Origin of the sequence: Magnetospirillum sp. LM-5, assembly GCF_902729445.1 — a bacterium.
Classification (GTDB): Bacteria; Pseudomonadota; Alphaproteobacteria; order Rhodospirillales; family Magnetospirillaceae; genus Magnetospirillum.
Window position 1 is genome coordinate 90,680 of record NZ_CACVCE010000003.1, and the last position, 25,075, is coordinate 115,754.

The window sequence follows — 25,075 nt, forward strand, 5'->3', positions numbered from 1 at the left end:
GATGATTATGAGTGGGGCCAAGACCTTCTACGTCACCACGCCGATCTATTACGTGAACGACAAGCCCCATATCGGCCACGCCTATACCACGCTGGCCTGCGACGTCATGGCTCGCTTCAAGCGCCTGGACGGCTTCGATGTCCGCTTCCTGACCGGCACCGACGAACACGGCCAGAAGGTCGAGAAGTCGGCCGAGGCCGCCGGCATGAGCCCGCAAGCCCTGGCCGACCAGAATTCCGCCAATTTCCGCGAGCTGGCCGCCCGTCTGAACTGCACCAACGACGATTTCATCCGCACCACCGAGCCCCGCCACATCCAGTCCGTCCAGGCCTTGTGGACCAAGCTGGTCGAGGCCGGCGACATCTATCTCGGCCATTACGAGGGCTGGTATTCGGTGCGCGACGAGGCCTTCTACGGCGAGGACGAACTGGTCGCCGGCCCGAATGGCTCCAAGCTGGCCCCCACCGGCGCTCCGGTCGAATGGGTCAAGGAACCCAGCTATTTCTTCCGCCTGTCGGCGTGGCAGGACCGCCTGCTGGCCTTCTACGAGGCCAATCCCGATTGCATCGCGCCGCAGTCGCGCCGAAACGAGGTGATCAGCTTCGTCAAGGGCGGCCTGCAGGACCTGTCGGTGTCGCGCACCAGCTTTACCTGGGGTGTGCCGGTACCGGGCGACGAGGCCCATGTCATGTATGTCTGGCTGGACGCCCTGACCAACTATATCAGCGCCATCGGCTATCCCGATGTCGATGGCGCCTATGCCAAGTGGTGGCCGGCCGATCTGCACATGGTCGGCAAGGACATCGTGCGGTTCCATGCGGTCTATTGGCCGGCTTTCCTGATGGCCGCCGGCCTGGAGGCGCCCAAGCGGGTGTTCGCCCACGGCTGGTGGACCAACGAGGGCCAGAAGATTTCGAAGTCCGTCGGCAACGTCATCGAGCCCAACGGCCTGATCGAGCGCTATGGCCTGGATCAGGTGCGCTATTTCCTGCTGCGCGAGGTCCCGTTCGGCAATGACGGCGATTTCAGCCATCGCGCCATGATCACCCGGATGAATTCCGAGTTGGCCAACGATTACGGCAATCTGGCCCAGCGTTCGCTGTCGATGATCGGCAAGAATTGCGCCGGCCTTGTCCCGGCCCGCGGCCCCTTCACCCCCGAGGACGACGAGATGCTGGGCGCCGCCCACGGCCTGGTCGCCAAGATGCGCGACGCCATGGACCGCCAGATGTTCCACGAGGCGCTGGAAGCCGCCTGGGTGGTGATCCGCGCGGCCAACGGCTATGTCGATCGCCAGGCCCCGTGGGCCTTGAAGAAGACCGACCCCGAACGCATGGGAACGGTGCTGTGGGTGCTGGCCGAAACGGTGCGCAACCTGGCCCTGCTGACCCAGGCCTTCATGCCCGATTCCTCGGCCCGCTTGCTGGACCAGCTGGCGGTGGCCCCCGACGCCCGCACCCTGGATCGGTGCGGCATGGAGGGCGCCCTGGTGTCCGGCACGGCGCTTCCGGCGCCGCAAGGGGTGTTTCCGCGCTTCGTCGAGGAGGAGGGGGCGGCCTGATGCTGGTCGACAGCCACTGCCACCTGGATTTCCCCGACTTCGCCGACGAACTGGACGCGGTGGTCGCGCGGGCGCGCGCGGCCGGAATCGGCATGATGCTGACCATCAACACCCATGTCACCCGTTTCCCCCAGGTCCTGGCGGTGGCGGAACGATTCCCGGAAGTCTATTGCACCGTCGGCATCCACCCGCATGAGGCCGGCACCGAGCCGGCCGCCGACCTGGACGGCCTGATCGGCTTGTCCCGCCATCCCAAGGTGGTCGGCTTCGGCGAAACCGGGCTTGATTATTACTACGACAAAAGCCCGCGCGACCGGCAGCGGGACTCGTTTCGCACCCATATCGCCGCCGCCCGGGCCACCGGTCTGCCGGTGGTGATCCATACCCGCGACGCCGATGACGACATGGCCGCCATCCTGGCCGAGGAGATGGGCAAGGGGGCCTTCACCGGGCTGGTGCATTGCTTCAGCTCTGGACCGGAACTTGCTGAAATCGCATTGAATTTAGGCCTTTACATCTCGGTTTCCGGCATCGTCACCTTCAAGAAGGCCGAGGCGTTGCAGGCCACCCTGGCGACGGTTCCGCTGGACCGTTTGCTGGTGGAAACCGACTGCCCCTATCTGGCCCCGATCCCCTATCGCGGCAAGCGCAACGAACCGGCCTATGTCGCCCACACGGCGGCCAAGCTGGCCGAGTTGAAGGGGGTCTCGACCGACCGGCTGGCCGAGGCGACGACCGCCAATTTCCGCCGTCTTTTCAATAAGGTGGCGCAATGATCTCGGCCACCATCCTCGGGTGCGGTTCGGCCGGCGGCGTGCCGTCGATCTCGCGGGGATGGGGCTTGTGCGATCCGGCCAATCCGAAGAACCGCCGGCTGCGGCCGTCGATCCTGGTCGAGTCCGAAACGACCACTCTGCTGGTGGACACCTCGCCCGATTGCCGCGAGCAATTGCTCGGCGCCGGCACCAACCGGCTGGACGGGGTGCTTTACACCCACGACCATGCCGACCATCTGCATGGCATCGACGATCTGCGCGAGGTCAATCGGGCCATGGGCAAGCCGTTCCCGGTGTTCGGCAGCCCCGACGTGCTGGGCTCGATCCGCACCCGGTTCGCCTATGTGGTGGGCGCGGTCGAGGAGGGGCAGACCATCTACAAGCCGATGCTGGATTTCACCGAATTGCAGCCGCGCTTTAGGGTCGGCGATATCGAGGTGGTATCGTTCGACCAGGATCACGGCTATTGCCGCACCACCGGCTATCGCTTCGGCCCGCTGGCTTATTCGACCGACGTGGTCGATCTGCCGGATGAAAGCTTCGCCGCGCTGGCCGGTATCGACACCTGGATCGTCGGCTGCCTGACCCTGGCTCCGCATCCGACCCACGCCCATCTCGACAAGGTCCTGGAATGGGTCGAACGGGTCAAGCCGCGCCAGGCCTGGCTGACCCACATGACGCCGTCGCTGGATTACGAGACCCTGAAGGCCAGGCTGCCGGCGGGAGTTGCGCCGGCCCATGACGGGCTAAGGATCAGCCTGCCCGGGTGACCTGGCGTGGATCATCCGAATGTTGTCATAATATGCATTATGCGACATTTGCATATGGCGATAAGGGCGGCTTCCTTGTGAAAGCCGCCCTGCTTCTCGCCAGGACCTGAATGTCAGGCCGCTCCCCTGACCTCGGCGCGGCGGTCCATCAGGCGGCGCAAGATCGGGGTCAGGATCAATTCCTTGGCCAGTTCACGCTTGCCACCGGGCACCACCAGCGTATTGCGCCGGGTCATCCACGAGCCGGCGATCTTTCTCAGCAGCAGCGGAAAATCCACGCCCATTTCCTCGGGCTTGCGAAAGCGGATCACCACCACCCGCTCGTCCACCGCAGGAATGTCGCGGGCGATGAACGGCTCGGAGGTATCGACCACCGGCACGTGCTGGAAGTTGATATCCGAATGCTTGAATTGCGGCAGGATGTAATGGGTGTAATCGTGCATCCGGTGCAGGATGCGGTCCATCACCGCCTCGCGCGAGTACCCCCGCTTGGCGGTGTCGCGGTGGACCTTCTGGATCCATTCAAGATTGACGATGGGCACCATGCCGATTTTCAGATCGACATGCTTGCCAAGATCGAAGCCGTCGCCCCGGACCACGCCGTGCAGTCCCTCGTACAGCATCAGGTCGGTGTCTTGCGGCAAATCCTCCCACGGGGTGAACTGGCCGGCCCCCAGCTCGGGATAGCCGAGCCGGCGACCGTCCTCGTCGCCATGCAGATAATGGCGTCGCCGGCCGGTGCCGGTCTGGCCGTAATCCCGGTAAAGACGCTCCTGCTCGTCGAACAGATTGGCGTCGGGGCCGAAATGGCTGAAATGCGGGTTGCCGCTGGCGGCGGCGTCGGCCTCGGCGGCCTTGAACTCGGCCCGGTCGAAGCGGTGAAAGCTTTCCCCGGCGACATAGGCGGCGGTGATGCCTTCCCGCCGGAACAGACGGTCGAAAACGAACCTGACGGATTCCCGGCCCGCGCCCGAGGCGCCGGTGACCGCGATGATCGGATGCCTGACGGACATTCCTGCCTCCCATGACGGGACTCTGATGGTCCCCTATGAAGGAAACCTTACATGAGGAAGGGCTATGGCCGCTTCACCCCGTGGGGCTGGCTGGTCAACGCAGGTGGACGGGCCAATCTCCACGCAGACGGGTGGGTTGGGATGCGCTATGGTTGCCGTCCCATCAACCTTCCCCGCCGCAGGCCATGCCCTCCATTGACGACTTGCTGACCATCATGCGGACCTTGCGGGCGCCGGAAGGCGGCTGTCCATGGGACCGGGAACAGAATTTCGCCACCATTGCCCCCTACACCATCGAGGAAGCCTACGAGGTCGCCGACGCCATCGACCATGGTGACATGGAGGCCTTGCGCGACGAATTGGGCGATCTGCTGTTCCAGGTGGTGTTTCATGCGCAGATGGCCGCCGAGGCCGGTCATTTCGGCTTCGACGATGTGGTGGCGGCGATCTGCGACAAGATGATCCGCCGCCATCCCCATGTGTTCGGCCAGGCCGAGGCGCGCAATGCCACCGAGCAGACCCAGGCGTGGGAAGCCACCAAGGAGGCCGAGCGAGCCGCCAAGGGGACCGACAGCGTGCTGGACGGAATCGCCCGCTCCCTGCCCCCGATGACCCGGGCGCTGAAGCTGCAGGCGCGCGCCGCCCGTGTCGGCTTTGACTGGGCAAAACCGCTCGACGTCGTTGACAAGATCGATGAAGAACTTGCTGAAATAAAAACAGAAATCATCGATGACGCCGAAATTGACCGGGTCGAGGACGAGATGGGCGACCTTCTCTTCGCTTGCGCGAACCTGGCCCGCAAGCTCACAATCGACCCCGAGCGGTGCCTGAAGCGGGCCAACGCCAAGTTCGAGCGCCGATTTCGTCATATCGAATCCGAATTGAGGCGCGCCGGCCGGACCCCGGCCCAGGCGACCCTCGATGAGATGGAAGCATTATGGGTGCAGGCCAAGCACCAGGAACGGAGCAAGGGGGACGGGCCATGAGGGGTATGTTCGGCGGCATGGTCCGCTTGCTGTCGGTGGCGGCCCTCACCATCTTGTTGTCGTCATGCTACATCCCGGACAAGTTCAAGGGCGAGCTGCGCATCTCGCGCTATGGCGACTGGGCCATCACCTACGAGGGCGACGTCATCTACGCGCCCATCCTGCATGATTACGCCAACGGCACGATCACGCCCGAGAACGAGCTGGAGCGCCACAACAACATCTACAAGGATCTGGTGCGCGACATCGCCGTCAAGGATCTGAAGAAGGTCGGCAAGGGCCGCTTCCATCTGAAATACGAACGCGGCGGTCGGCTGGGCAAGGTGCAGCTGACCTCGCTTCTGCGGCGAGACGCCCGCCTGATCTCGTTGAAATCAAACGAGGACGGCACCATCATCATCGACGCCAACGGCGTCAAGGCGTCGGACGCCCAGCGCATGGCCGAGCTGGGCATCGGCATGGAAGGCGAGTTCCGCATCACCACCGATGCCAACGTCTTGCGCCACAACGCCACCGAGGTCAGGCCATTCGGCCAGTATCGCGTCTATATCTGGAAGATCGAAAACGCGCTGTCGTCGACGCCGACCCTGGTGATGCTGCGCGATCCCGACCCCAGTCGCCCGCTTTAGGAGCCACGCCATGCCCCGCACCATCCTGATCACCGGCGCCACCGCCGGCTTCGGCGAGGCCATCGCGAAGCGCTTCGCCGCCCTGGGCGATCGCCTGATCCTGGTGGGCCGGCGCGCCGATCGGCTGGCCGCCTTGACCGGCGAACTGGCGGTGCCGATCTTGCCGCTGGTTTTGGATGTCCGCGACCGCGCCGGAATCGAACAGGCCATCGCCACCCTGCCCGCCGATTTCGCCGGCATCGACGTGCTGGTCAACAATGCCGGCCTGGCCCTGGGGCTGGAACCGGCCGATCAGGCCAGCCTGGACGATTGGGAAACCATGATCGACACCAACGTCAAGGGCTTGATGGCCATGACCCGGGCGGTGCTGCCCGGCATGGTGGCGCGCGACCGCGGCCATGTGATCAACCTGTCCTCGACCGCCGGCACCTACCCCTATCCCGGCGGCAACGCCTATGGCGCCTCGAAGGCGGCGGTGACTCAGTTCTCGCTGAATTTGATCACCGATCTGGTCAAGACCCGGGTGCGGGTGACCAACATCGAACCGGGCCTGTGCGGCGGCTCGGAATTTTCCGAAGTGCGCTTCAAGGGCGACAAGGACGCGGCGGCCAAGGTCTATGCCGGCACCGAGCCGCTGACCCCTGAAGATGTCGCCGAGGCGGTGGTGTGGGCGGCCAACCTGCCCGCCCATGTCAACATCAACCGCATCGAGATGATGCCGACCTGCCAGGCGCCGGCCGGCCTGACGGTCTATCGCCGCTGATCAATCCATCAGGGCGGCGATGTCCTGCCAGCTTTTTTCGCCTGGCGCCAGCAGCAGCTGACCTTCGACGTTGAGCACCGGCCGGTAATCCTGGCCATTCAACAGGCGGGCGAAACCGCCGGCTTCCTGATGGATCAGCACGCCGGCGGCGTGGTCCCACGGCATCAGGCGGCGGAAATGGACGAAATGCTGCCGTCCGGCGGCCAGGTCCAGGTAATCGTGGGCGGCACTGCCGCGCCGGGCCACATGCAGCACCTGGTCGGCGACACGGCCCCGTTTCTTGACCGAGCCGGTCATCTGGGCCAGCGGCACTTCGGCGGCGACCTTCAGGCGGGTGCCGTCGCGCCACGCCCCCTGCCCGCGCTCGGCGACCACGGTCAGGTTGGGCACCGGATCATGGATCCAGCCGATCTGGGTGATTCCGTCCACCACCAGGGCGACGATCACCGCGAAACGGGGATTGTTGTTGGCGAAATTGGCGGTGCCGTCGACCGGATCGATCACCCACACCACGCCAGATCGCTCCAGCGCGGTCAGCACCGACGGATCGTTTTCGACCCCTTCCTCGCCGACCACCACGCCGTCGGCCAGTTCGCGCAGACGGGGGGCGAGGACCCGCTCCGCCTCGGTGTCGGCTTCGGTGACCAGTTGGTTCGGCTTCTTTTCGCGGATCTGGTCGCGGCGCAGATTTTTGAAGCGCGGCAGGATCTCGGCCTCGGCGACCTCACGGATGATGGCGGTGACCCGGGCGACGTCGATCATGGAGTCTTGCTCTTCTTGGCGAGGCGCTGACGATAACGCTCGGCGTTGGCCGGGTCCAGACGGACGGTCAGGCGGGCGACATGGTCGTCATCGATGCGGGCGGTCACGTCGCCGTGACGGTACAGCCAGGCGATGCCGGCGCCGTCGGCCAGCGCCACCTCGGCCTCGATGGTTTCCTGGCCGTGCGACAGTCGCGAATCCAGGTGGGCCAGCAAGAGATCGACACCGTCGCCGGTCAGGGCGGACAGGGCCAGGCAATCGGGGCGCCGCTCGGCCTGATTGCGGCATTCCAGGCGCTCGGCCTCGGGCAGGCAATCGATCTTGTTCAGCACCTCGACCAGGCCGCGATCGACCACTTCGGCCAGGCCCAGTTCCTTCAGCACCGTCTCGACGTCGGCGGCCTGGGCCTCGGTGTCGGGGTGCGAGATGTCGCGGACATGGACGACGATGTCGGCTTCCAGCACTTCTTCCAGGGTGGCGCGGAAGGCGGCCACCAGCTCGTGCGGCAGGTCCGACACGAAGCCCACGGTGTCCGACAGGATCACCCGGCGCCCCGAGGGCAGCACCAGGCCGCGCATGGTCGGGTCCAGGGTGGCGAACAGCATGTCCTTGGCCAGCACCTCGGACCGGGTCAGGGTGTTGAACAAGGTCGACTTGCCGGCATTGGTGTAGCCGACCAGGGCGATGATCGGATAGGGAACCCGGCGGCGTGCGTGGCGATGCAGCTCGCGGGTGCGCTTGACCTCTTCCAGCTCGCGCTTCAGCTTGACGATGCGGTCGCCGATCATGCGGCGATCGGCCTCGATCTGGGTCTCGCCGGGGCCGCCCAGGAAGCCGAAGCCGCCGCGCTGACGCTCCAGGTGGGTCCACGACCGCACCAGCCGCGAGCGCTGATAGGACAAGGCCGCCAGTTCGACCTGAAGCGTGCCTTCACGGGTGCGGGCGCGGGCGCCGAAAATTTCCAGGATCAGGCCGGTGCGGTCGATGACCTTGCACGACCACGCTTTTTCCAGATTACGCTGCTGCACCGGAGTCAGGTGGCCGTCGATCACCGCGACGGCAATCGCCTGTTCTTCGACCAGTACAGCCAGGCGTTCGACCGCGCCCTTGCCGATCAAGGTCGCCGGGCGGCGTTTGTTGACCGCCACCCATTCGGCGGCAACGATGTCGAGATCAATGGCCTGCGCCAGGCCGACAGCCTCGGCCAGCCGCCCCTCGGGCGAGCGACAACCACCCTCCCCGGCCTTGAGGGCCGGGTGGACGACCATGGCACGCGGGCGGGTCGAACCGGGCTTGTCGGCCTGTTCGCCTGGCACCTATTCCTCGCCGCCTTCCTTGGACTGCGGCTCGAACAGCTGGATCGGCGTCGACGGCATCACCGTGGAGATGGCGTGCTTGTACACTAGCTGAGTGTGACCATCGCGGCGCAGCAGCACCGAGAAGTTGTCGAACCAGGTCACGATCCCCTGAAGCTTCACACCGTTGACCAGAAAGACGGTGACGGGGGTCTTGTTCTTGCGGATGTGATTGAGAAACACATCTTGCACGTTCTGAGATTTTTCGGCGGACATCGTCTTTAGTTCCGTTCTTATTGCCCGAGTAGAGTCTTCATCCGCATTGGCGATGAAGCTCCCCTGTTGCCTTGGAGTTACCATCAAATCGGGGCGTTGGGAACCCATAGATCGGCCATAAGCGCGGTCATACTCTGGCATTTTTCCAAATAATATCGGGGCGGGTGGGACGCGAACTCACCCGGTTGGGGAGGTTCGGGCCTGATCAGGACCGGAACGCAGCCGGCATTGACGGCGCATTCCAGATCGACGCCAGCATCGCCCGCGAACCACACTTCGGGGCCGGCGGCCACCGGCGCCGAACTGAGCGCCAGATGGACGGGGGCGGCGGCCGGCTTGTCCTGCAAGGCGTCGGCGGCGCCGACCAGCGCTCCGAAGAAGCCGGCCCATCCCAGCAGCTCGGCTTCCTGGCGCAGATATTGGCCGCGCTTATTGCTGACCACCGCCAGATAGATCCCCCTCGCCTGCAAATCCTCCAGCATGTCCTGGGCTCCGGGCAAGGGGCGCAAATGCGACAGGTGGATGGCTTCGAAGCTTTGGTAGAAGACGTCCTTGGCCTCAAGCCAGCGCTCGCCGAACATTTCCGGGAAGGTGTCGCGCAGCGATCGGGCGACGTTGGCCTTGGTCTGATCCAGGCTCCATTCCGCCATGGCGAAATGGCGGAAGGTGCGGTTATAGGCCTCCTGGATGCACAGCCAGGAATCGACCAGCGTGTTGTCCCAGTCGAATAGAATGGCGCGCGGTCGAATGGTCACGATTGCCGCAACTTGGCGTAAAGGGCGCGCAGCCGCAGGGTGATCGGCCCCGGCTTGCCGTCGCCGACCGGCTGGCCGTCGATCCTGGTCACCGGCAGCACGGTCATGGTGGAGCCGGTCATGAAGGCCTCGCGGGCATTCTTCAGTTCCTCGAGCGTGAAGGGGCGCTCGCCGACCTCGATGCCGTCGGCGCGCGCCAAGACGATCACATTGCCCCGGGTGATGCCGGCCAGGATGCGCTGATCGGCCGGATGGGTCAGCAGCGCGCCGTCGCGGGCGACGATGAAGGCGTTGGTGGCCGCGCCCTCGGTGATCACGCCCCGGTCATCGACCATCCAGGCCTCGACGGCGCCGGCTTCCTTGGCCGATTGTCGGGCCAGGGCATTGGGCAGCAGGCCGACACTCTTGATGTCGGGGCGCTTCCAGCGCTGGTCGGGCCGGGTCACCACCGCCACGCCGTTTTCCAGCTGGTGGGCGGTCACCGCCTTGGTGGGCCATACCGAGATGACCAGGCTGGGCACCGCCGCCACCGGAAATTGGTGATTGCGAGCCGCCGGCCCGCGCGTCACCTGGATATAGGCCAGGCCGTCGGCCAACCGATTGCGGCGCACCACTTCGGCCAGCAGAATCGGCAGAACCCGACGCGGCACCGGCCAGGCGATGGCCAGGGCGCCCAGCGACCGGCCCAGGCGATCGAGATGCTGATCGAGATGGCAGATGCGGCCGGCGACCAGGGGCAGAACTTCATAGACGCCATCGGCGAACTGGAAGCCGCGGTCTTCCACATGGACCACCGCCTGGTCGTGCGGCACATAGCGGCCGTTGACATAGCTGACGCGGGACAATCAGAAATACTCCAACCGGACCGAGAACATCTTCTCGACCTTCTTGACCGATTCGGCGGCGGCGAACAGGACGACACGGTCGCCGGACTGGATGATGGTGTTGCCGCGCGGGCTGATCACCGTTCCGCCCCGCACCACCGCGCCCAACAGCACGCCGGTCGGCAGCTTGACTTCCTTGAGCGGCTTTCCCACCAGGCTCGAGGTCTCGAGCGCGTCGGCCTCGATCAACTCGCCGAAGCCTTCGTGCAGCGAATGGACGGCATGGATACGGCCACGGCGGACATGCTGCAGGATATTGGACACCGTGATGGTCCGGGGCGACACCACCACGTCGATGCCCAGCGGTCCCATCAGCGCCGAATAGGTGGTCTTGTTGATCAGCGTCATCGAGCGCCGGGCGCCGTAGCGCTTGGCCAGCAGCGAGGCCAGGATGTTGGTTTCATCGTCGTTGGTGGCCGACACCACCGCCTCGGCGTGGGAGACGCCGGCCTCGTTGAGGATTTCCGGGTCCAGCACGTCGCCATTCAGCACCACGGCGCGGTTCAGGCTTTTGGCGACAAATTCGGCGCGTTCCTTGTCGGCCTCGATGACCTTGATCGACGCCGCCGGGAAGTCCTCTTCCAATTGCTGGGCCAGGAACAGGCCGACATTGCCGCCGCCGAAGATGATGATCCGGCGGGCTTCCTGGTCCTCGCGGCCGAAGGCCGACAAAGCGCGCGGCACATGCAGGGTATCGACGACGAAATAGACCTCGTCGCCGTCCAGCATCTGGTCTTCCGGGCTGGGCACGATGGCGCGGCCGTCGCGGACGATGCCGACCACCACGATGTTGAGATCGGGGAACAGAACCGTCAATTGACGCAGCGGCGTGTTGATCAGCGGCGTCTGCAGGTCGCAGCGGACCCCGATCAGGCGGACCTTGTCGCCGGCCATGGGGATGACGTCGATGGCGCCCGGCACTTCCAGCCGTCGGGTGATGGCGCGGGCCACCTCGATCTCGGGGCTGATGATGACGTCGATCGGCATGTGATCGCGGGTGAACAGCGTCGACCACATCGGCTGCAGATAGGTCTGGGCGCGCACGCGGGCGATCTTGGTCGGAACGTTGAACAGCGAGTGCGCCACCTGGCAGGCCACCATGTTGACCTCGTCGGCGTGGGTCACCGCGATGATCATGTCGGCATCGCCGGCTCCGGCCTGTTCCAGCACCGACGGATGCGAGGCGTGGCCAAGGATCGCCTGGACGTCCAGGGTGTCGGTGATCTTCCTGATCAGATCGGGGCGCTGGTCGATGACGGTGACGTCGTTGCTTTCCCCGGCCAGGTAATGGGCGATGTTGAAGCCGACTTGGCCGGCGCCGCAAACGATGACCTTCATCCCTGCCCCCTTTGGACCCGCCCCTAGTGCACTGATCCCTTCAGATGGTACACCGACCATCCGAAGGGATCAGTGCACAATTCAACAAATGAGTGGCCTGCTTATCCCCGGAATTCGCCTTGCGAATTTCGGGGGCTGGACACTAGCGGGCCTTGTCGTCGGTGTTGACGCCCAGAAGCTTGAGCTTGCGATGCAACGCCGACCGCTCCATGCCGACAAAGGCGGCCGTGCGCGAGATGTTGCCGGCGAAACGGTTGACCTGGGCCAGCAGATATTCCCGCTCGAACAATTCGCGGGCCTCGCGCAGCGGCAACGTCATGATCTCGCCCGACTTCTCCCAGCGCAGCACGACCGGCGTGATGGCGCCGATCTCGCTGGGCAGCATGTCGGCGCGCACCGCCTCGGCCTGCTCGCCCGGGGCCATGATCAGCAACCAATCCATCACGTTGCGCAACTGGCGCACATTGCCCGGCCAGTCATAGGCCTGCAGCGCCGCCAGCGCGTCCTCGCCCAAAGTGCGCGGCTGCACGCCGGCGGCCTGGGCCGCCAGGAACATGAAATGGCGCGCCAGATGAGGGATGTCTTCCTTGCGGTCACGCAGCGCCGGCACCCGCATCGGCACGACGTTCAGGCGATAGAACAGATCCTCGCGGAAACGGCCGGCGGCCATTTCCGATTGCAGGTCGCGGTTGGTGGTGGCGATGACACGGACATCGACTTCGACCCGCTTGGTGCCGCCGACCCGTTCGAAGGTCTGGTCCTGCAGGACGCGGACGATCTTGCCCTGGGTTTCCAGCGGCATGTCGGCCACTTCGTCCAGCAGCAGCGTACCGCCATGGGCCTGTTCGAAGGTGCCGACCTTGCGTTGACCATCTTGGCCGTCATGGCCGTGTTCCGAGCCGAACAGCTCGATTTCCATGCGGTCGGGGTGCATGGCGGCGCAGTTCAGCACCACGAAGGGCGCGTCGGCCCGTTTGGAATGGGCGTGAACGATGCGGGCCACCACTTCCTTGCCCGAACCGGCCGGGCCGGTGATCAGCACGCGCGAATTGGTCGGCGCCGCCTTTTCGATGATCTGGCGGATCTGCTGGACATAGGCCGACACGCCGACCATGTCGCCGACGGCGGTGGCGCCGCCGATGCGCAGGCGCAGTTCCTGGTTCTCGCGACGCAGGCGGGCGGCCTCGATGGCGCGCTCGATGATGATCAGCAGGCGGTCGGTCTTGAACGGCTTCTCGATGAAGTCATAGGCGCCCTTGTGAATGGCCTCGACCGCCGTCTCGATGGTGCCGTGGCCGGAAATCATCACCATCGGCACGTCGGGGTGCTCGGCCTTGACCGCCTCGAGGATGCCCAGGCCGTCGAGCTTCGAGCCCTGCAGCCAGATATCCTGGATGATCAGGCTGGGACGGCGCGCCCGCACGGCCTCGAGCGCCGCATCGGAATGGGCGGCCTCACGCGTGGAATAGCCTTCGTCTTCAAGAATTCCGGCGATCAAGGCCCGGATGTCGGCCTCGTCGTCGACGATCAGAATGTCATGCGCCATTTTCAACCGTCATGTCGGCAGACGCGGAGGCCGCTTGCGACTCGGTGTGGCGGAACGCCATCCCGATGCGGGCCCCGCCTGAGGGGGCGTCCTCCAGATAAAGGTCACCTTCATGGTCTTCCACGATTTTCTTGACGATGGCAAGACCTAATCCCGTGCCCTTGCTCCGCGTCGTGACATAGGGCTCGGTCAATCTTTCGCGGTTTTCCGCCGGCAATCCCTTGCCGTTGTCGGTCACCTCGACGCGGATGGCGCCGGTTGCGTCCTCGGTCAGCACCAGCGACACCTGGCCGGGCGGCAGATCGTCGCCTTCCCGGCCGGCGATGGCCTCGACCGCGTTCTTCAACAGATTGGTCAGGGCTTGGCCCATCAGGCGGGCGTCGCAGAACAAGGTCACCGGATGATCGGGAATGTCGCCGGTGAATGTGACCTCGGGATATCCGGTCTTTTGCAGGAACAGCGATTCGCGGCAGATGGCCGACAGGTTCTCGGGCTTCATCTGCGGGGCCGGCATGCGGGCGAAGGACGAGAATTCATCGACCATGCGGCCGATGTCGCCGACCTGACGGACGATGGTTTCGATCAAGGTTACATAGGTGTCCGGATCGCTTTGAATTTCCTTAAGATATTTGCGCTTCAGCCGCTCGGCCGACAATTGAATCGGGGTCAGCGGATTCTTGATTTCGTGGGCGATGCGCCGGGCGACGTCGGCCCAGGCGGCCTTGCGTTGGGCCGAGACCAATTCGGTGATGTCGTCGAAGGTGACGACATAGCCGATGGTTTCGCCCTCAAGCCGCTCGGCGGCGGCACGCACCAGCAAGGTCCTGGCCCGGCCGGCGCGCGACAGGCGCACCTCGTGATGGACCAGACGGTCGGGCCGGCGGCGCATGTCGTCGATGGCGTCGGCCAGTTCGGGCACCATATCGACCAGGGGGTGGCCGATCATCTCTTCCGACGACAGGCCCAGCAACTCGCACGCCGAGCGGTTCGGCAAATGGATGCGCTGTTCGCGGTCCAGACCGATCACGCCGGCCGACACGCCGGCCAGCACGGTTTCGGTGAAACGGCTGCGTTCGTCCAGTTCGCGGTTGGCCTCGATCAGCTCGCGGCGCTGCTGGTCCAACTGGCCGGTCATACGGTTGAAGGCACGGGCCAGCGTGCCGACCTCGTCGGCGGCATCCTCGTCAACCCGGATTGACAGGTCGCCGGCGCGGATCTTCTCGGCGGCATCGATCAGCTTGGCGATCGGCGTCGCCAGCGTCATGGCCATGCTCAGGCCGACCCACACGGCGGCCAGCAGCAGCAACAGCGCGACCACGGCGAACACCAGCGAGAAGGCCCGTTCCAGCCCTTGGCGCTTGCCTTCCAGCCGCTCGTATTCGGCCACCGCCGCCGAGGTGTGCTCCATATGGCCGATCACCTTGGGATCGACGAAGCGGCCGACATATAGGAACGTCTCGCTGAAGAAGCCTTGCAGCATCACCAGGGCGCGGATGCGGTCGTCATCCTCGCTGGTCAGCACCGCCACCTCGCCCGACCGGGCCTTTTCATAGGCCCAGAACGGAATCTGATCCAGCCCCGATTCGATCGAGAAGGCCAGGCCGGACTTGGCCAGCACCCTGCCCTGGGCGTCGAAGACGATGGCCTCGGTCAGGCCGCGGACGGCCGCCTGGGTCGAGACGAAATTGGAAAAGCGGGCCAGCGACCGGGTCAGCATCGGCCCTTCGCGATTGATGTCGTTGGCCATGGCCAGGGCGTCGCCGCCGATGATCTGCTGGTGTTCCTCCTGATAGGCCTTGGCGACGGCCAGCGAGGCCTGCAGCGCGGTCCGCACCCGGTCCGAGAACCACCCCTCGACGCCATAGCGGAAAAACACCGTCGAGCCGACCGACACCAGGATCGCCGGCGTCAGCGCCACCAACGAGAACAGCAGGACGAATTTCAAATGCAGGCGCGAGCCGGTGGTGCCGCGCCGATGGGCCCGCCACACCGAGACGATGCGCAACCCCACCAGCACGCCCAATCCCAGCAGCAAGGCGACATCCAGCGCCAGCAGGCTAAGGACGGTCCGCGGGTCGGGCACCTCGGGGCCTGACACCGTCATGGCCAGGAAGGTGGCGATGACCGACGGTACGGTGGTGAAGGCCAACAACAGCGCCAGTTTACGGGCCAGCCCGATCTTTCTGGCCCACACCATCAAACGCGGCAATTGGCGCCTGCGGTCGCCGGCCATCGGCTATTTCAGCCCGCCGCGGGCCACCGACAGGTCGAGATCGCGGATCTTCTTGCGCAGCGTGTTGCGGTTGACGCCCAGGATATGGGCGGCCTTGATCTGGTTGCCGCGGGTCACCTCGAGCGCCAGGCTGATCAATGGCCGCTCGACCTCGCGCAGCACGCGGTCGTAGATGCCGGGCGGCGGCAGATTGTCGCCGTGGCTGGAGAAATATTCGCGCAGGTGGCGCTCGACGCTGGCCGACAGCCCCTCGCCCTCGACCGAGGCGACGGCATCGGCGATCGGGGCGCCGCCGGCCAACTCAGCCTCGATGACATCGACGCCGATCACTTCCTGGGAATAAAGCGCGCCCAACCGGCGAACCAGATTTTCCAGCTCGCGCACGTTGCCGGGCCACCGATGCCGCTTCAGACGGTCCATCGCCTGGGAATCGATGGCCTTGGGCGGCAATCCCTCGGCGCCGGCCTGGCTCAGGAAATGGCGAACCAGTTCAGGGATGTCCTCGGTCCGCTCGCGCAAGGGCGGCAGCCGGATCGGCACCACGTTCAGGCGATAGAACAAATCCTCGCGGAACAGTCCCTGGCGGATCAGTTGGGTCAGGTCGCGGTGGGTGGCGGCGACGATGCGGACATTGGCCCGGATCGGCGTGCGGCCGCCGACGGTGGTGTATTCGCCTTCCTGCAGCACGCGCAGCAGCCGGGTCTGCGCCTCGGGCGGCATGTCGCCGATCTCGTCCAGGAACAGCGTGCCGCCTTCGGCCTGCTCGAACCGGCCGGACGCCCGCTGGGTGGCGCCGGTAAAGGCGCCCTTTTCATGACCGAACAGCTCGGACTCGATCAGTTCGCGCGGGATCGCCGCCATGTTGATGGCGACGAACGAGCCATTGCGGCGCTTGCCGTAATTGTGAAGCGCCCGGGCCACCAGTTCCTTGCCGGTGCCCGACTCGCCGGTGATCATCACCGACAGGTCGGTGCCCATCAGGCGGGCCAGGGTCCGATAGATTTCCTGCATCGCCGCCGAGCGGCCGATCAGCGGCAGCTTTTCCTCGTCCTCGACGGCGCCATCCTCGCTGGGCTGGCTGCGCGGCGTTGTCAAGGCACGGTTGACGACCGAGACCAGCTCCTTGATGTCGAACGGCTTGGGCAGATATTCGAAGGCGCCGCGCTGGGTCGCCTTGACCGCGGTCAGCAAGGTATTCTGCGCGCTCATCACGATGATGCGCATTTCCGGGCGGATCTTCTTGATGCGGGGCAGCAGATCCAGGCCGCTTTCATCGGGCATCACGACATCGGTGATGACCAGGTCGCCCTCGCCTTCCGACACCCAGCGCCACAAGGTCGAGGCGTTGCCGGTGGTGCGGACCTCGTAGCCGGCGCGGCCCAGCGCCTGGGCCAGAACAGTACGGATGCCGCGATCGTCGTCGGCGACCAGGATGGTGGATGGTGTACTCATGACCTAGGCTCGATCCCCTTCCTCGACCATCGGCAACATCACCCTGAACACGGTGCGCCGTGGAATAGAGTCAAATTCGACGATGCCGCCATGATCGCCGACGATCTTGGCGACCAGGGCCAGGCCCAGGCCCTTGCCGGCCGGCTTGGTGGTGACGAAGGCGTCGAACAGGTGCTGGCGCAGATCATCGGGAATGCCGGCGCCATTGTCCTGGATGCTGACCACCAGCGGCAGGTGGCGCCTGGCCTCGCTGCCGGGAACGGCCAGGCGGACGCCATGCTGGTAGGCGGTGGTGACGACGATTTCGCCGCCATCGGCGGGTGCGGCCTCGGCCGCGTTCTTGATCAGGTTCAGGAATACCTGGATCAACTGGTCGCGGCTGCCCCACACCGGAGGCAGCGACGGGTCGTAATTCTCGATGATCCGGACATTGCGGGCGAAGCCGTTTTCCGAGATGCGCCGCACATGTTCCAGCACCTGATGGATGTTGACCGGCACGCGATCGACCTGGGGATTTTCGGAGAATACCTCCATCCGATCGACCAATGCGACGATACGGTCGGCCTCGTCGACGATCAGGCGGGTCAGTTGGCGGTCTTCCTCGGACGCCGCCAGTTCCAGCAATTGCGCGGCGCCACGGATGCCCGATAGCGGGTTCTTGACCTCGTGGGCCAGCATGGCCGCCATGGCGGTGACCGAACGGGCCGCGTTGCGGCTGGCCAACGAGCCGCCGATCTTCAAGGCGATGGATTGCTCGTGCAGGGAAAGGGCCACGCCGCCGGGGATTTCGGCGATCGGCGACACCTGGACGGTCACGGTCCGATGTCCGGTGCGCGGGGTGTCGAGGATGATGCCGTATTCGGACACCACCTGGGATTCGTGGCGGGCCTGCTCGATCAGCGAGAAGATCGGACAATCGGGCGGCAGCAACGCCTGAACCGACTGGTTGCACAGATAAGCCTGGCCCGACTGGAACAATTGTTCCGCCGCCGCGTTGGCGTAAAGGATGCGATCGTCACCGTCGATCACCAGCACCGCGGCCGCCAGGGCGCCCAGCACCAAGGACGGATCGACCGTGTCCCGTGGGACCCTGCGCAGGGCCGTTTTCGCGCTCATGCCGCCTCGCGGTCGCACAGGGGAAGATAAAAGTCGAGGATGGCGCGGCGAACCTTGTCTGCATCGCTCATCCGGTTGACGGCGGCGCGGAAATCGGCCGAGCCATGCAATCCCTTGGAATACCAGGCCACATGCTTGCGGGCCATGCGAATGCCGGTATCGCTGCCGTAATGGGACAGCATGTCGTCGAAATGGGCCAGCAGGATCTCGAGTTGGCGTTCCAGCGAGGGATCGGCCCGGCGCTCGCCGGTGGTCAGATACGCCCCCACCTGGCCGGGCAGCCACGGCCGGCCATAGGTGGCCCGCCCGATCATCACCCCGTCGGCGCCGGATTCCTGAAGCGCGCGCACGGCATCGGCCTCGGTGTGGATGTCGCCATTGACCACCACCGGGATCGATACCGCCTCCTTGACCTGGCGGACGAAGGCCCAATCGGCGGTGCCGGTATAGAATTGCTGGCGGGTGCGCCCGTGCACGGTGACCATCTTGATGCCGCTTTGCTCGGCGATGCGGGCCAGGCGCGGCGCGTTCAGGGTGTGGTGGTCCCAGCCCATGCGGCACTTCAAGGTCACCGGGATCGACACCGCCCGCGCGGTCGCTTCCAGGATGCGCCCGGCCAGCACCTCGTCCTTCATCAGGGCCGAGCCGGCCTCGCCCTTGATGGCGACCTTCTTGACCGGGCAGCCCATATTGATGTCGATGATGGCGGCGCCCATGTCCTGGTTCATCCGCGCCGCATCGGCCATGGCGGCGGTGTCGCAGCCGGCCAGTTGCACCGACAGCGGGAATTCCTCGGCACAGCCGGCGGCCATCTTGATGGTCTGGCGGTTGGCCCGGATCATCGCCTGGCTGGCGATCATTTCCGACACCACCAACCCGCCGCCCATCCGCTTGACCAGACGCCGGAACGGCAGATCGGTCACGCCGGACATCGGCGCCAGAATCACGGGGTTGGCGAGGGTCAGGTCGCCGACGGACAGGGGTTTCGACAAGATCGCAGTCATGCTGCGTATTTATTATGCAGACGCTGCCCAATGCAACGGCAAAAGCCGCGTGCCTAGTGACTAAGCTTTCGGCAAAGCTGGAATCACCGTAAGTTCAATTGTTGCTGGCGGGCCTGAATCTCGGCCGGCCAGGTCGATTTGACATAGGCCAGGACCGAGCGGATTTCGCGGTCGGTCAGCCGGCCGACGAAGGACGGCATGGCCGAACGATAGTCGGGCGGCGCGAACCGGCTCATGCCGTGCTTGGTCATGGCGAACAATTGTTCATCGCTGTGGTGCCAGGTGTGGCCGGTTTCGTCGTGCGGCGGGGCCGGCAATTCGCCGTTGGGCTTGCGGACCCGCCAATCGGGCTCGCCCTTCAGGTCGGCGCCGTGGCATTCGGCACAATGTCTGCGATAAAGGTCGGCCCCCTGGGCCACGGCCTGGACGTCGCGCGGGTCGATGGCGTGGCCGAAGCGCTGCCACGGGCGCGATGCCAGGACGCCCCCCACCATAGCCGCCACCACCAGGCCAATCACGATTTTCGGCTTCATTCCCGCCCTCCCGGCACGAACTATAACGGCCCCGCCGCGCCTGCGGTAGTGGGTTGCAATCCGCTGTCCAAGGCGCATGATGGGGCCTGTTTTTTCACGGCTGCGGGCCTTTGACATGAGTACCGTCCTGATCTCGATCTTCTGCCCCGACCGCACCGGCCTGATCGCCGCGATCACCGGCAGGCTGTTCGACCTTGGCGCCAATCTGGGCGACACCAGCTTCGCCATGCTGGGCGCCGGCGCCGAATTTACCTCGATCTGCGAATTGCCGGCCGGGTTCGACGCCCTCGAGATCGAGGGCGCGCTGGAAGCCATGCCGGAACTGGCCTCGGCGCAGATTTCGGTCAGGTCGTTCGACCTTGATTCCGCCCACGGCCCGGCCGGGCGGATCACCCACCGGGTGGTGGTGTCGGGCGGCGACCGCCCCGGCCTGGTCGCCCGCCTGTCCGAGGTGTTCGGCGAGTTCAAGGCCAACATCGTGCGCATGGACGCCCAGCGCCTTCCCGAACAGGGGCTTTACATCACCCGCTTCGCCGTCTCGTTGACGGAACGGGCCGATGCCTGCCTGGCAACGGTGGCCAATACCGCCGGCGAGTTGCACCTGACCTGCCATATCGAGACGGCGTGAGCGGATCGATGGACGAGGATATCGTCGCCTCGTTTCCCCAGTTCGCCAAACTGGACAATGCGGGCGCCCGTCTGTTGCGCGATTCGGCCCGTGTTGCCGCCATTCCCGCCGGCACGGTGCTGTTCCAGGACGGCGCCGAATGTTCCAGCTACGTCCTGGTGATGGACGGCTCGATCCGTGTGCAGAAGGTCGCCGAGAACGGGCGCGAGATCGTGCTGTACCGCGTTGAGTCCGGCCAATCCTGCGTGTTGACCACCAATTGCCTGATCGCCCGCGAGGATTATGCCGCCGAGGGCATCGCCGAGACCGACGTCCGCGCGTTGGTCCTGCCGGCCGCGACCTTCCGCACCCTTCTCGGGCAATCGGAAGCGTTCCGGGATTTCGTGTTTTCGGCCTATGCGGCGCGGATCGGCGACCTTTTGATGTTGATCGAGGAAGTGGCCTTCGGCCGCGTCGATGTCCGCCTGGCCGCCTGGCTGCGCCAGCATGCCGATAGCGGCGGCACCGCCCGCGCCACCCACCAGGAAATCGCCGTCGAACTGGGCACGGCGCGCGAGGTGGTCAGCCGCCAGCTCAAGGAATTCGAGCGGCGCGGCTGGGTCAGTCTGCATCGCGGCCGCGTCGAGATCCGCGACACCAAGGGATTGTCCAGCCTGTCCGACGGTGTGTGACCTAGTCACGGAGCGATGGCGCCCGTTGTGGTCTAGTGCCCCGACTGAACCATTTTGATGTCGGAGCAATCATGAACAAGAACGTTGGCGGTATCGACCGCATCCTTCGCATTGTCGCTGGTATCGGCCTGATCGCCGTGTCCGCCCTGACCGACTATATCGGCCCGTGGGGCTTCATCGGCGTGGTGCCGCTGGCCACCGGCCTGATCGGCTGGTGCCCGGCCTACCTGCCGCTGGGCATCAAGACCTGCCGGAAGGCGTAAACGTCGGTTGACGGCCACCGGTCAGCAATCCGACATCGCCGCCAATGGCGGCGAGATTGATGCTGGTGGTCGTTTCCATCGCGTAACGGAACAGTGTGTGCGGGCCGCCGGCTTTCGGGCCGGTGCCCGACAGACCCTCGCCGCCGAACGGCTGTACCCCAACCACTGCCCCGATCTGACCGCGATTGACATAGATGTTGCCGACGCGCACGTTCTGGGCCACTTGTTGCCAAAACGAATCAATTCGTGAATGGATGCCGAGTGTCAGGCCATAGCCGCTGGCATTGATCCAATCCAGGACCGACCCCAGGTGCGACCGGGCGAAATGCACCACGTGCAGGATCGGGCCGAACACTTCCGCGCCCAATAGATCGGCATTTTCCAGGCGAAAGGCTCGGGGGCCGAACATCGTCAGCTCCGCCAGACCATCGGGGATGGGACATTCGAACAATCGGGTGGCCCGGTGCCCGATCCAATCGGCATGGGCTTGCAGGCGGTCGCGGGCGGCGGCGGCGATCACCGGGCCGATATCGGTCGCCAATTGCCAGGGCGGTCCCAGCCGCAGCTCGGCCGCAGCCCCGGCCAGCAGCCGCTCGACCGTTTTCGCAGTCTCATTTTGCACGAACAGGATTCGCGCCGACGAACAGCGCTGGCCGGCCGAACGAAAGGCCGAGACAATGACGTCGTCCGCCAATTGCTCGGGCAAGGCCGAGGAATCGGCGATAGCCGCATTGATGCCGCCGGTCTCGGCGATCAGCGGAATGATCGGCCCCGCCCTGGCGGCCAGCCGGCGATTGATCGCCTGGGCGGTGGCGGTGGACCCGGTGAAGGAAACCCCGGCCACACCGGGATGGTCGATCAGGGCCTGGCCGATTTCGACGCCCCCGGTCACCAGATGCAAGGCGTCCCGGGGCACCCCGGCTTGGTGCAACAGATCGACCGCGCGGGCGGCGATCCTGGGCGTCTGCGGTGCTGCCTTGGCGACCACGGCATTGCCGGCGGCCAGGGCCGCCGCCACCTGGCCGACGAAGATTGCGAGCGGGAAGTTCCACGGGCTGATGGCGGCGAACACCCCCCTGCCCTTCAGTCGCAACCGGTTGCTTTCGCCGGTCGGCCCCGGCAGAACCATATCGCCCCCAAAATGTTTCCGCGCCTGCACGGCGTAATAGCGCAGGAAATCGACCGTCTCGCGCAGTTCGGCGATGGCGTCGGGGATGGTCTTGCCGGCCTCGTGGACCAGACCGGCGATCAGGTCCGGGGCCGCCGCTTCCACAAGATCCGACGCCTTTTCAAGGAGTTCCGCCCGTCCTTCGCCACCCAGTCGGTCCCAGGACCCGGACGCCGCGGCCGCTGCGTCAACCGCATGGTTGACATCGGTGGGTGCCGAGGTTGGCGGGCTGGGATGGTCGGGCCGGGAGGCGGCATGGCCTTCCATCATCGCCCGGATATCGGGCTCGGACAGGTCCCATCCCGCCGCCGCCCGCCGCTCGGGGGCAAACATCACGGACGGTTCCGGCAAGCCGCCGCCGCAGGCCTGGTGCGGGGCCTGGATCAGACTGTCGATGGGCGCATTCTTGTCAACCACGCCATTGACGAACGATCCGTTGGCGCCGTTTTCCAACAAACGCCGGACCAGATAGGGCAGCAGATCATGGTGAAGACCCACGGGGGCATAGACCCGGCAGGGCTGGCTGGGGGCGATTTGCTCGTAGATCCGCTCGCCCATGCCGTGTAGGCGCTGGAACTCCCAATCGGTGCGCGGCCCGGCCAAGGCTTCGATGGTGGCGATGGTCAAAGCATTGTGGGTGGCGAAGGCCGGATAGATGAATGTTTCGGCATCGAACAAAATGCGCGCGCAGGCAAGATAGGACAAATCGGTGGCCGCCTTGTCGGTGAAGACCGGATAGGTGTCCAGGCCGGCCTCTTGCGCCCGCTTGATCTCACCGTCCCAATAGGCGCCCTTGACCAGGCGCACCACCAGGCGAACGCCCCGTCCACGGGCCATGTCCGCCAAATAGCCACACACCGCCCGGGCCCGCTTCTGATAGGCCTGAACCGCCAGCCCCAGCCCGTCCCACCATTCCAGGCGCTCCAGGACATCCAGCGTCGGATGCAGGCGGCTGGCCTCCTCGGCGTCGATTGTCAACCCGACATTGACACCGTGGGCCAGGCGCCCCAGTTCGGCCAGGCGGGGCACCAACTGGGCCAGAACCCGCTCGGTCTGCGCCGCCTCGAAGCGGGGATGCAGGGCCGAAAGCTTGACCGAGATGCCCGGCCCCACAATCGGCCCCTGGCCGCCGGATGTCCGGCCGATGGCGGCGATGGCCTCGGCATAGGCGTCGAAATGGCGATCGGCATCGGCCTGGGTCCTGGCCCCTTCCCCCAGCATGTCGAAGGAATAGCGATAGCTGGGATCGGCCCGGGCCAGGGCGTCCTCGATGGTGCCCCCCATCACGAATTGGCGGGCCAGCAAGCGCACCGCTTGCGCCAAGGCCGCCCGCAGGACCGGCTCGCCCAGCCGCGCCGCCAGGCCGGCATGGTGCAGCAGGTCAGCCCCGGTCGCCAGCCCCCAGGCCGCAACGTTGACCAGCCGCGATGGTGAATGGCCCAGATGGCGATGCCAGTCCCCATGCCCCAACCGGTCCTCGATCAAGGCGTCGATGGTGGCGCCGTCGGGAATCCTGAGCAGCGATTCGGCGATCACCATCAGGCTGACCCCTTCCGCATTGGACAGGCTGAATTCCTGCAAGAACGCGTCGAACAGAGCCGGCGGCCGGTTGCGGGCCGCCTGGATCAATTGCGCGGCGCGGTCCTGCACACCGGCCGGCGGCAGTGCGACCTGGGCCAGCAATTCCCGCAGGCAGGCGGCTTCGTCCTGGTGATGAGCGGTGATGATCGGGTGGCGATCGGACATGGTGGCCCCCTTTCTTCGGATGTGCGATACCAATCGCTGTCGTTCAAGGGGCGGCGGGCATGCCGCTTGCATCAAGAATCCGGTTTCATACGGGGGAGAGTGACCGAAGATGACCTATTGTTTGGCGATGGCCTTGGACGAGGGCCTGGTTCTGGCGTCCGACTCGCGCACCAATGCCGGTGTCGACCACATTTCGACCTATCGCAAGATGCGGGTGTGGCAAAAGGACGAAGACCGCCTGATCGTGCTGCTGAGCGCCGGCAACCTGGCGATCACCCAGGCGGTGGTGGCGATCCTGGAACAGAACGTCCGCGCTGACGCCACCGACCACAGCGTCCTGAACGTCGATTCACTGCAGCACGCCGCCCGGCTGGTCGGCCAGGCGGTGCGCCAGGTCTATCACCATGACGGCAAGGCCTTGAAGGAAGCCGGGGTGGATTTCACCATCTCGTTGATCCTGGGTGGCCAGATCAAGGGCGAAGAACCGCGCCTGTTCATGATCTACGCCGCCGGCAATTTCATCGAGGCGACGCCCGAGACCCCTTATTTCCAGATTGGCGAAACCAAATACGGCAAGCCGATCATCGACCGCATGGTCAACACCAAGACCGACCTGACCAGCGCCGCCAAATGCGCCCTGGTATCGCTGGATTCGACCATCCGTTCGAACATGACGGTCGGCCTGCCAATCGATCTGTTGGTCTATCGCAAGGACACCTTCAAGGTCGCCACCCATCAGGTGGTGCGCGACCACGACCCCTATTTCGAGGACTTGCGCACCCATTGGGGCAAGGGCATCCGCGAATTGTTCCAGCGCCTGCCCGACCCGCCGTGGGAAATCTAGCGCATTTCCCGGTCTGACCCGGTCGGAGCGGAACATGCGCCAAGCCCGCGCGGCGTGTGAGCG

Annotated in this window: 24 protein-coding genes; 10 read left to right on the top strand and 14 right to left on the bottom strand. The window is 65.4% G+C overall.

Translation table 11 applies throughout. The features are described from left to right. The first annotated feature begins 7 nt into the window (after positions 1–7). Genes metG through MTBLM5_RS02805 form a run of 3 tightly spaced genes read left to right on the top strand, consistent with a single transcriptional unit; the run spans position 8 to position 3,107 of the window. Positions 8–1,561 (top strand): methionine--tRNA ligase, encoded by a 1,554-nt coding sequence (metG, locus tag MTBLM5_RS02795; protein ID WP_173974277.1) that lies wholly within the window; start codon positions 8–10, stop codon positions 1,559–1,561. After that, complete coding sequence (locus MTBLM5_RS02800; protein ID WP_173974278.1) at positions 1,561–2,337, top strand: TatD family hydrolase; 777 nt, start codon at positions 1,561–1,563, stop codon at positions 2,335–2,337. The genes metG and MTBLM5_RS02800 overlap by 1 nt, the downstream gene beginning before the upstream one ends. Continuing rightward, positions 2,334–3,107, top strand: a complete 774-nt coding sequence (locus tag MTBLM5_RS02805; RefSeq protein ID WP_371813994.1) for an MBL fold metallo-hydrolase — start codon at positions 2,334–2,336, stop codon at positions 3,105–3,107. The genes MTBLM5_RS02800 and MTBLM5_RS02805 overlap by 4 nt, the downstream gene beginning before the upstream one ends. A 113-nt stretch (positions 3,108–3,220) precedes the next feature. Here the strand turns inward: MTBLM5_RS02805 and MTBLM5_RS02810 are convergent, their stop codons facing one another. Next, on the bottom strand, positions 3,221–4,120 hold the full coding sequence (locus tag MTBLM5_RS02810; RefSeq protein WP_173974279.1) for a phosphoribulokinase: 900 nt from the start codon (positions 4,118–4,120) through the stop codon (positions 3,221–3,223). 185 nt (positions 4,121–4,305) lie between these two features. Here MTBLM5_RS02810 and mazG point away from each other — a divergent pair, with 185 nt between their 5' ends. Genes mazG through MTBLM5_RS02825 form a run of 3 tightly spaced genes read left to right on the top strand, consistent with a single transcriptional unit; the run spans position 4,306 to position 6,498 of the window. Continuing rightward, positions 4,306–5,106 carry a nucleoside triphosphate pyrophosphohydrolase gene (mazG, locus tag MTBLM5_RS02815; RefSeq protein WP_173974280.1) on the top strand — a complete coding sequence of 267 codons (801 nt, stop codon included), beginning with the start codon at positions 4,306–4,308 and terminating at the stop codon, positions 5,104–5,106. Further along, a complete protein-coding gene (locus tag MTBLM5_RS02820) occupies positions 5,103–5,735 on the top strand; it encodes a hypothetical protein (RefSeq protein ID WP_254430877.1) in 633 nt (210 codons plus the stop codon). Before mazG ends, MTBLM5_RS02820 begins: the two co-directional genes overlap by 4 nt. Before the next feature lie 10 nt (positions 5,736–5,745). Beyond that, positions 5,746–6,498: an SDR family oxidoreductase gene (locus MTBLM5_RS02825; RefSeq protein ID WP_173974281.1), complete on the top strand. Its 753-nt coding sequence runs from the start codon at positions 5,746–5,748 to the stop codon at positions 6,496–6,498. On the opposite strand, the gene MTBLM5_RS02830 is transcribed toward MTBLM5_RS02825, so the two are convergent. From MTBLM5_RS02830 to MTBLM5_RS02885, 12 genes are all read right to left on the bottom strand, one after another. Further along, positions 6,499–7,260 (bottom strand): inositol monophosphatase, encoded by a 762-nt coding sequence (locus tag MTBLM5_RS02830; protein WP_173974282.1) that lies wholly within the window; start codon positions 7,258–7,260, stop codon positions 6,499–6,501. It lies immediately after the preceding gene. Beyond that, positions 7,257–8,528 carry a GTPase HflX gene (hflX, locus tag MTBLM5_RS02835; RefSeq protein WP_173974317.1) on the bottom strand — a complete coding sequence of 424 codons (1,272 nt, stop codon included), beginning with the start codon at positions 8,526–8,528 and terminating at the stop codon, positions 7,257–7,259. Before hflX ends, MTBLM5_RS02830 begins: the two co-directional genes overlap by 4 nt. 48 nt (positions 8,529–8,576) lie before the next feature. Further along, a complete protein-coding gene (hfq, locus tag MTBLM5_RS02840; RefSeq protein WP_068503713.1) occupies positions 8,577–8,831 on the bottom strand; it encodes an RNA chaperone Hfq in 255 nt (84 codons plus the stop codon). A gap of 83 nt (positions 8,832–8,914) precedes the next feature. Next, complete coding sequence (locus MTBLM5_RS02845) at positions 8,915–9,586, bottom strand: HAD family hydrolase (protein ID WP_254430878.1); 672 nt, start codon at positions 9,584–9,586, stop codon at positions 8,915–8,917. Next, complete coding sequence (locus tag MTBLM5_RS02850; protein WP_173974283.1) at positions 9,583–10,431, bottom strand: D-amino-acid transaminase; 849 nt, start codon at positions 10,429–10,431, stop codon at positions 9,583–9,585. Before MTBLM5_RS02850 ends, MTBLM5_RS02845 begins: the two co-directional genes overlap by 4 nt. Beyond that, positions 10,432–11,808, bottom strand: a complete 1,377-nt coding sequence (gene trkA / locus MTBLM5_RS02855) for a Trk system potassium transporter TrkA (RefSeq protein ID WP_173974284.1) — start codon at positions 11,806–11,808, stop codon at positions 10,432–10,434. It lies immediately after the preceding gene. A gap of 142 nt (positions 11,809–11,950) precedes the next feature. Continuing rightward, positions 11,951–13,354, bottom strand: a complete 1,404-nt coding sequence (locus tag MTBLM5_RS02860; protein ID WP_173974285.1) for a sigma-54 dependent transcriptional regulator — start codon at positions 13,352–13,354, stop codon at positions 11,951–11,953. Then, on the bottom strand, positions 13,344–15,587 hold the full coding sequence (locus MTBLM5_RS02865; RefSeq protein ID WP_173974286.1) for a PAS domain-containing sensor histidine kinase: 2,244 nt from the start codon (positions 15,585–15,587) through the stop codon (positions 13,344–13,346). Before MTBLM5_RS02865 ends, MTBLM5_RS02860 begins: the two co-directional genes overlap by 11 nt. 3 nt (positions 15,588–15,590) lie before the next feature. Beyond that, a complete protein-coding gene (gene ntrC / locus MTBLM5_RS02870) occupies positions 15,591–17,039 on the bottom strand; it encodes a nitrogen regulation protein NR(I) (protein ID WP_173974287.1) in 1,449 nt (482 codons plus the stop codon). Positions 17,040–17,042: 3 nt separating this feature from the next. Then, positions 17,043–18,155: a nitrogen regulation protein NR(II) gene (locus MTBLM5_RS02875; RefSeq protein ID WP_173974288.1), complete on the bottom strand. Its 1,113-nt coding sequence runs from the start codon at positions 18,153–18,155 to the stop codon at positions 17,043–17,045. Next, complete coding sequence (gene dusB / locus MTBLM5_RS02880; RefSeq protein WP_173974289.1) at positions 18,152–19,159, bottom strand: tRNA dihydrouridine synthase DusB; 1,008 nt, start codon at positions 19,157–19,159, stop codon at positions 18,152–18,154. The genes MTBLM5_RS02875 and dusB overlap by 4 nt, the downstream gene beginning before the upstream one ends. An 83-nt stretch (positions 19,160–19,242) precedes the next feature. Next, on the bottom strand, positions 19,243–19,692 hold the full coding sequence (locus MTBLM5_RS02885) for a cytochrome c (protein ID WP_173974290.1): 450 nt from the start codon (positions 19,690–19,692) through the stop codon (positions 19,243–19,245). 115 nt (positions 19,693–19,807) lie between these two features. On the opposite strand from MTBLM5_RS02885, the gene MTBLM5_RS02890 reads away from it, so the two are divergent. The 3 genes from MTBLM5_RS02890 to MTBLM5_RS02900 all read left to right on the top strand — a co-directional run bounded on the left by MTBLM5_RS02890 (position 19,808) and on the right by MTBLM5_RS02900 (position 21,254). Further along, the gene (locus MTBLM5_RS02890; protein ID WP_173974291.1) at positions 19,808–20,320 is read left to right on the top strand and encodes a glycine cleavage system protein R; all 513 of its coding nucleotides are present in this window, start codon (positions 19,808–19,810) and stop codon (positions 20,318–20,320) included. Continuing rightward, on the top strand, positions 20,317–20,991 hold the full coding sequence (locus MTBLM5_RS02895; RefSeq protein WP_254430879.1) for a Crp/Fnr family transcriptional regulator: 675 nt from the start codon (positions 20,317–20,319) through the stop codon (positions 20,989–20,991). The genes MTBLM5_RS02890 and MTBLM5_RS02895 overlap by 4 nt, the downstream gene beginning before the upstream one ends. Positions 20,992–21,062: 71 nt before the next feature. Beyond that, positions 21,063–21,254, top strand: coding sequence for a DUF2892 domain-containing protein (locus MTBLM5_RS02900; protein ID WP_173974292.1), 192 nt, complete (start codon positions 21,063–21,065; stop codon positions 21,252–21,254). Here the strand turns inward: MTBLM5_RS02900 and MTBLM5_RS02905 are convergent. Further along, positions 21,232–24,168 (bottom strand): L-glutamate gamma-semialdehyde dehydrogenase, encoded by a 2,937-nt coding sequence (locus MTBLM5_RS02905; protein WP_173974293.1) that lies wholly within the window; start codon positions 24,166–24,168, stop codon positions 21,232–21,234. The genes MTBLM5_RS02900 and MTBLM5_RS02905 overlap by 23 nt on opposite strands. Before the next feature lie 109 nt (positions 24,169–24,277). Here MTBLM5_RS02905 and MTBLM5_RS02910 point away from each other — a divergent pair, with 109 nt between their 5' ends. Beyond that, positions 24,278–25,012, top strand: coding sequence for a proteasome-type protease (locus MTBLM5_RS02910; protein ID WP_173974294.1), 735 nt, complete (start codon positions 24,278–24,280; stop codon positions 25,010–25,012). Positions 25,013–25,075: the final 63 nt, after the last annotated feature.

What these genes read in the sequence shown, in the direction of transcription:
- metG (WP_173974277.1), top strand. Translation starts at nt 8, where the DNA reads ATGAGTGGGGCCAAGACCTTCTACGTCACCACGCCGATCTATTACGTG.
- MTBLM5_RS02890 (WP_173974291.1), top strand. Translation starts at nt 19,808, where the DNA reads ATGAGTACCGTCCTGATCTCGATCTTCTGCCCCGACCGCACCGGCCTG.
- MTBLM5_RS02860 (WP_173974285.1), bottom strand. Translation starts at nt 13,354, where the DNA reads ATGGCGCATGACATTCTGATCGTCGACGACGAGGCCGACATCCGGGCC.
- mazG (WP_173974280.1), top strand. Translation starts at nt 4,306, where the DNA reads ATGCCCTCCATTGACGACTTGCTGACCATCATGCGGACCTTGCGGGCG.
- MTBLM5_RS02825 (WP_173974281.1), top strand. Translation starts at nt 5,746, where the DNA reads ATGCCCCGCACCATCCTGATCACCGGCGCCACCGCCGGCTTCGGCGAG.
- MTBLM5_RS02800 (WP_173974278.1), top strand. Translation starts at nt 1,561, where the DNA reads ATGCTGGTCGACAGCCACTGCCACCTGGATTTCCCCGACTTCGCCGAC.
- hfq (WP_068503713.1), bottom strand. Translation starts at nt 8,831, where the DNA reads ATGTCCGCCGAAAAATCTCAGAACGTGCAAGATGTGTTTCTCAATCAC.
- MTBLM5_RS02900 (WP_173974292.1), top strand. Translation starts at nt 21,063, where the DNA reads ATGAACAAGAACGTTGGCGGTATCGACCGCATCCTTCGCATTGTCGCT.
- dusB (WP_173974289.1), bottom strand. Translation starts at nt 19,159, where the DNA reads ATGACTGCGATCTTGTCGAAACCCCTGTCCGTCGGCGACCTGACCCTC.
- trkA (WP_173974284.1), bottom strand. Translation starts at nt 11,808, where the DNA reads ATGAAGGTCATCGTTTGCGGCGCCGGCCAAGTCGGCTTCAACATCGCC.
- MTBLM5_RS02910 (WP_173974294.1), top strand. Translation starts at nt 24,278, where the DNA reads ATGACCTATTGTTTGGCGATGGCCTTGGACGAGGGCCTGGTTCTGGCG.
- MTBLM5_RS02810 (WP_173974279.1), bottom strand. Translation starts at nt 4,120, where the DNA reads ATGTCCGTCAGGCATCCGATCATCGCGGTCACCGGCGCCTCGGGCGCG.
- ntrC (WP_173974287.1), bottom strand. Translation starts at nt 17,039, where the DNA reads ATGAGTACACCATCCACCATCCTGGTCGCCGACGACGATCGCGGCATC.
- hflX (WP_173974317.1), bottom strand. Translation starts at nt 8,528, where the DNA reads ATGGTCGTCCACCCGGCCCTCAAGGCCGGGGAGGGTGGTTGTCGCTCG.
- MTBLM5_RS02905 (WP_173974293.1), bottom strand. Translation starts at nt 24,168, where the DNA reads ATGTCCGATCGCCACCCGATCATCACCGCTCATCACCAGGACGAAGCC.
- MTBLM5_RS02875 (WP_173974288.1), bottom strand. Translation starts at nt 18,155, where the DNA reads ATGAGCGCGAAAACGGCCCTGCGCAGGGTCCCACGGGACACGGTCGAT.
- MTBLM5_RS02830 (WP_173974282.1), bottom strand. Translation starts at nt 7,260, where the DNA reads ATGATCGACGTCGCCCGGGTCACCGCCATCATCCGTGAGGTCGCCGAG.
- MTBLM5_RS02885 (WP_173974290.1), bottom strand. Translation starts at nt 19,692, where the DNA reads ATGAAGCCGAAAATCGTGATTGGCCTGGTGGTGGCGGCTATGGTGGGG.
- MTBLM5_RS02820 (WP_254430877.1), top strand. Translation starts at nt 5,103, where the DNA reads ATGAGGGGTATGTTCGGCGGCATGGTCCGCTTGCTGTCGGTGGCGGCC.
- MTBLM5_RS02805 (WP_371813994.1), top strand. Translation starts at nt 2,334, where the DNA reads ATGATCTCGGCCACCATCCTCGGGTGCGGTTCGGCCGGCGGCGTGCCG.
- MTBLM5_RS02865 (WP_173974286.1), bottom strand. Translation starts at nt 15,587, where the DNA reads ATGGCCGGCGACCGCAGGCGCCAATTGCCGCGTTTGATGGTGTGGGCC.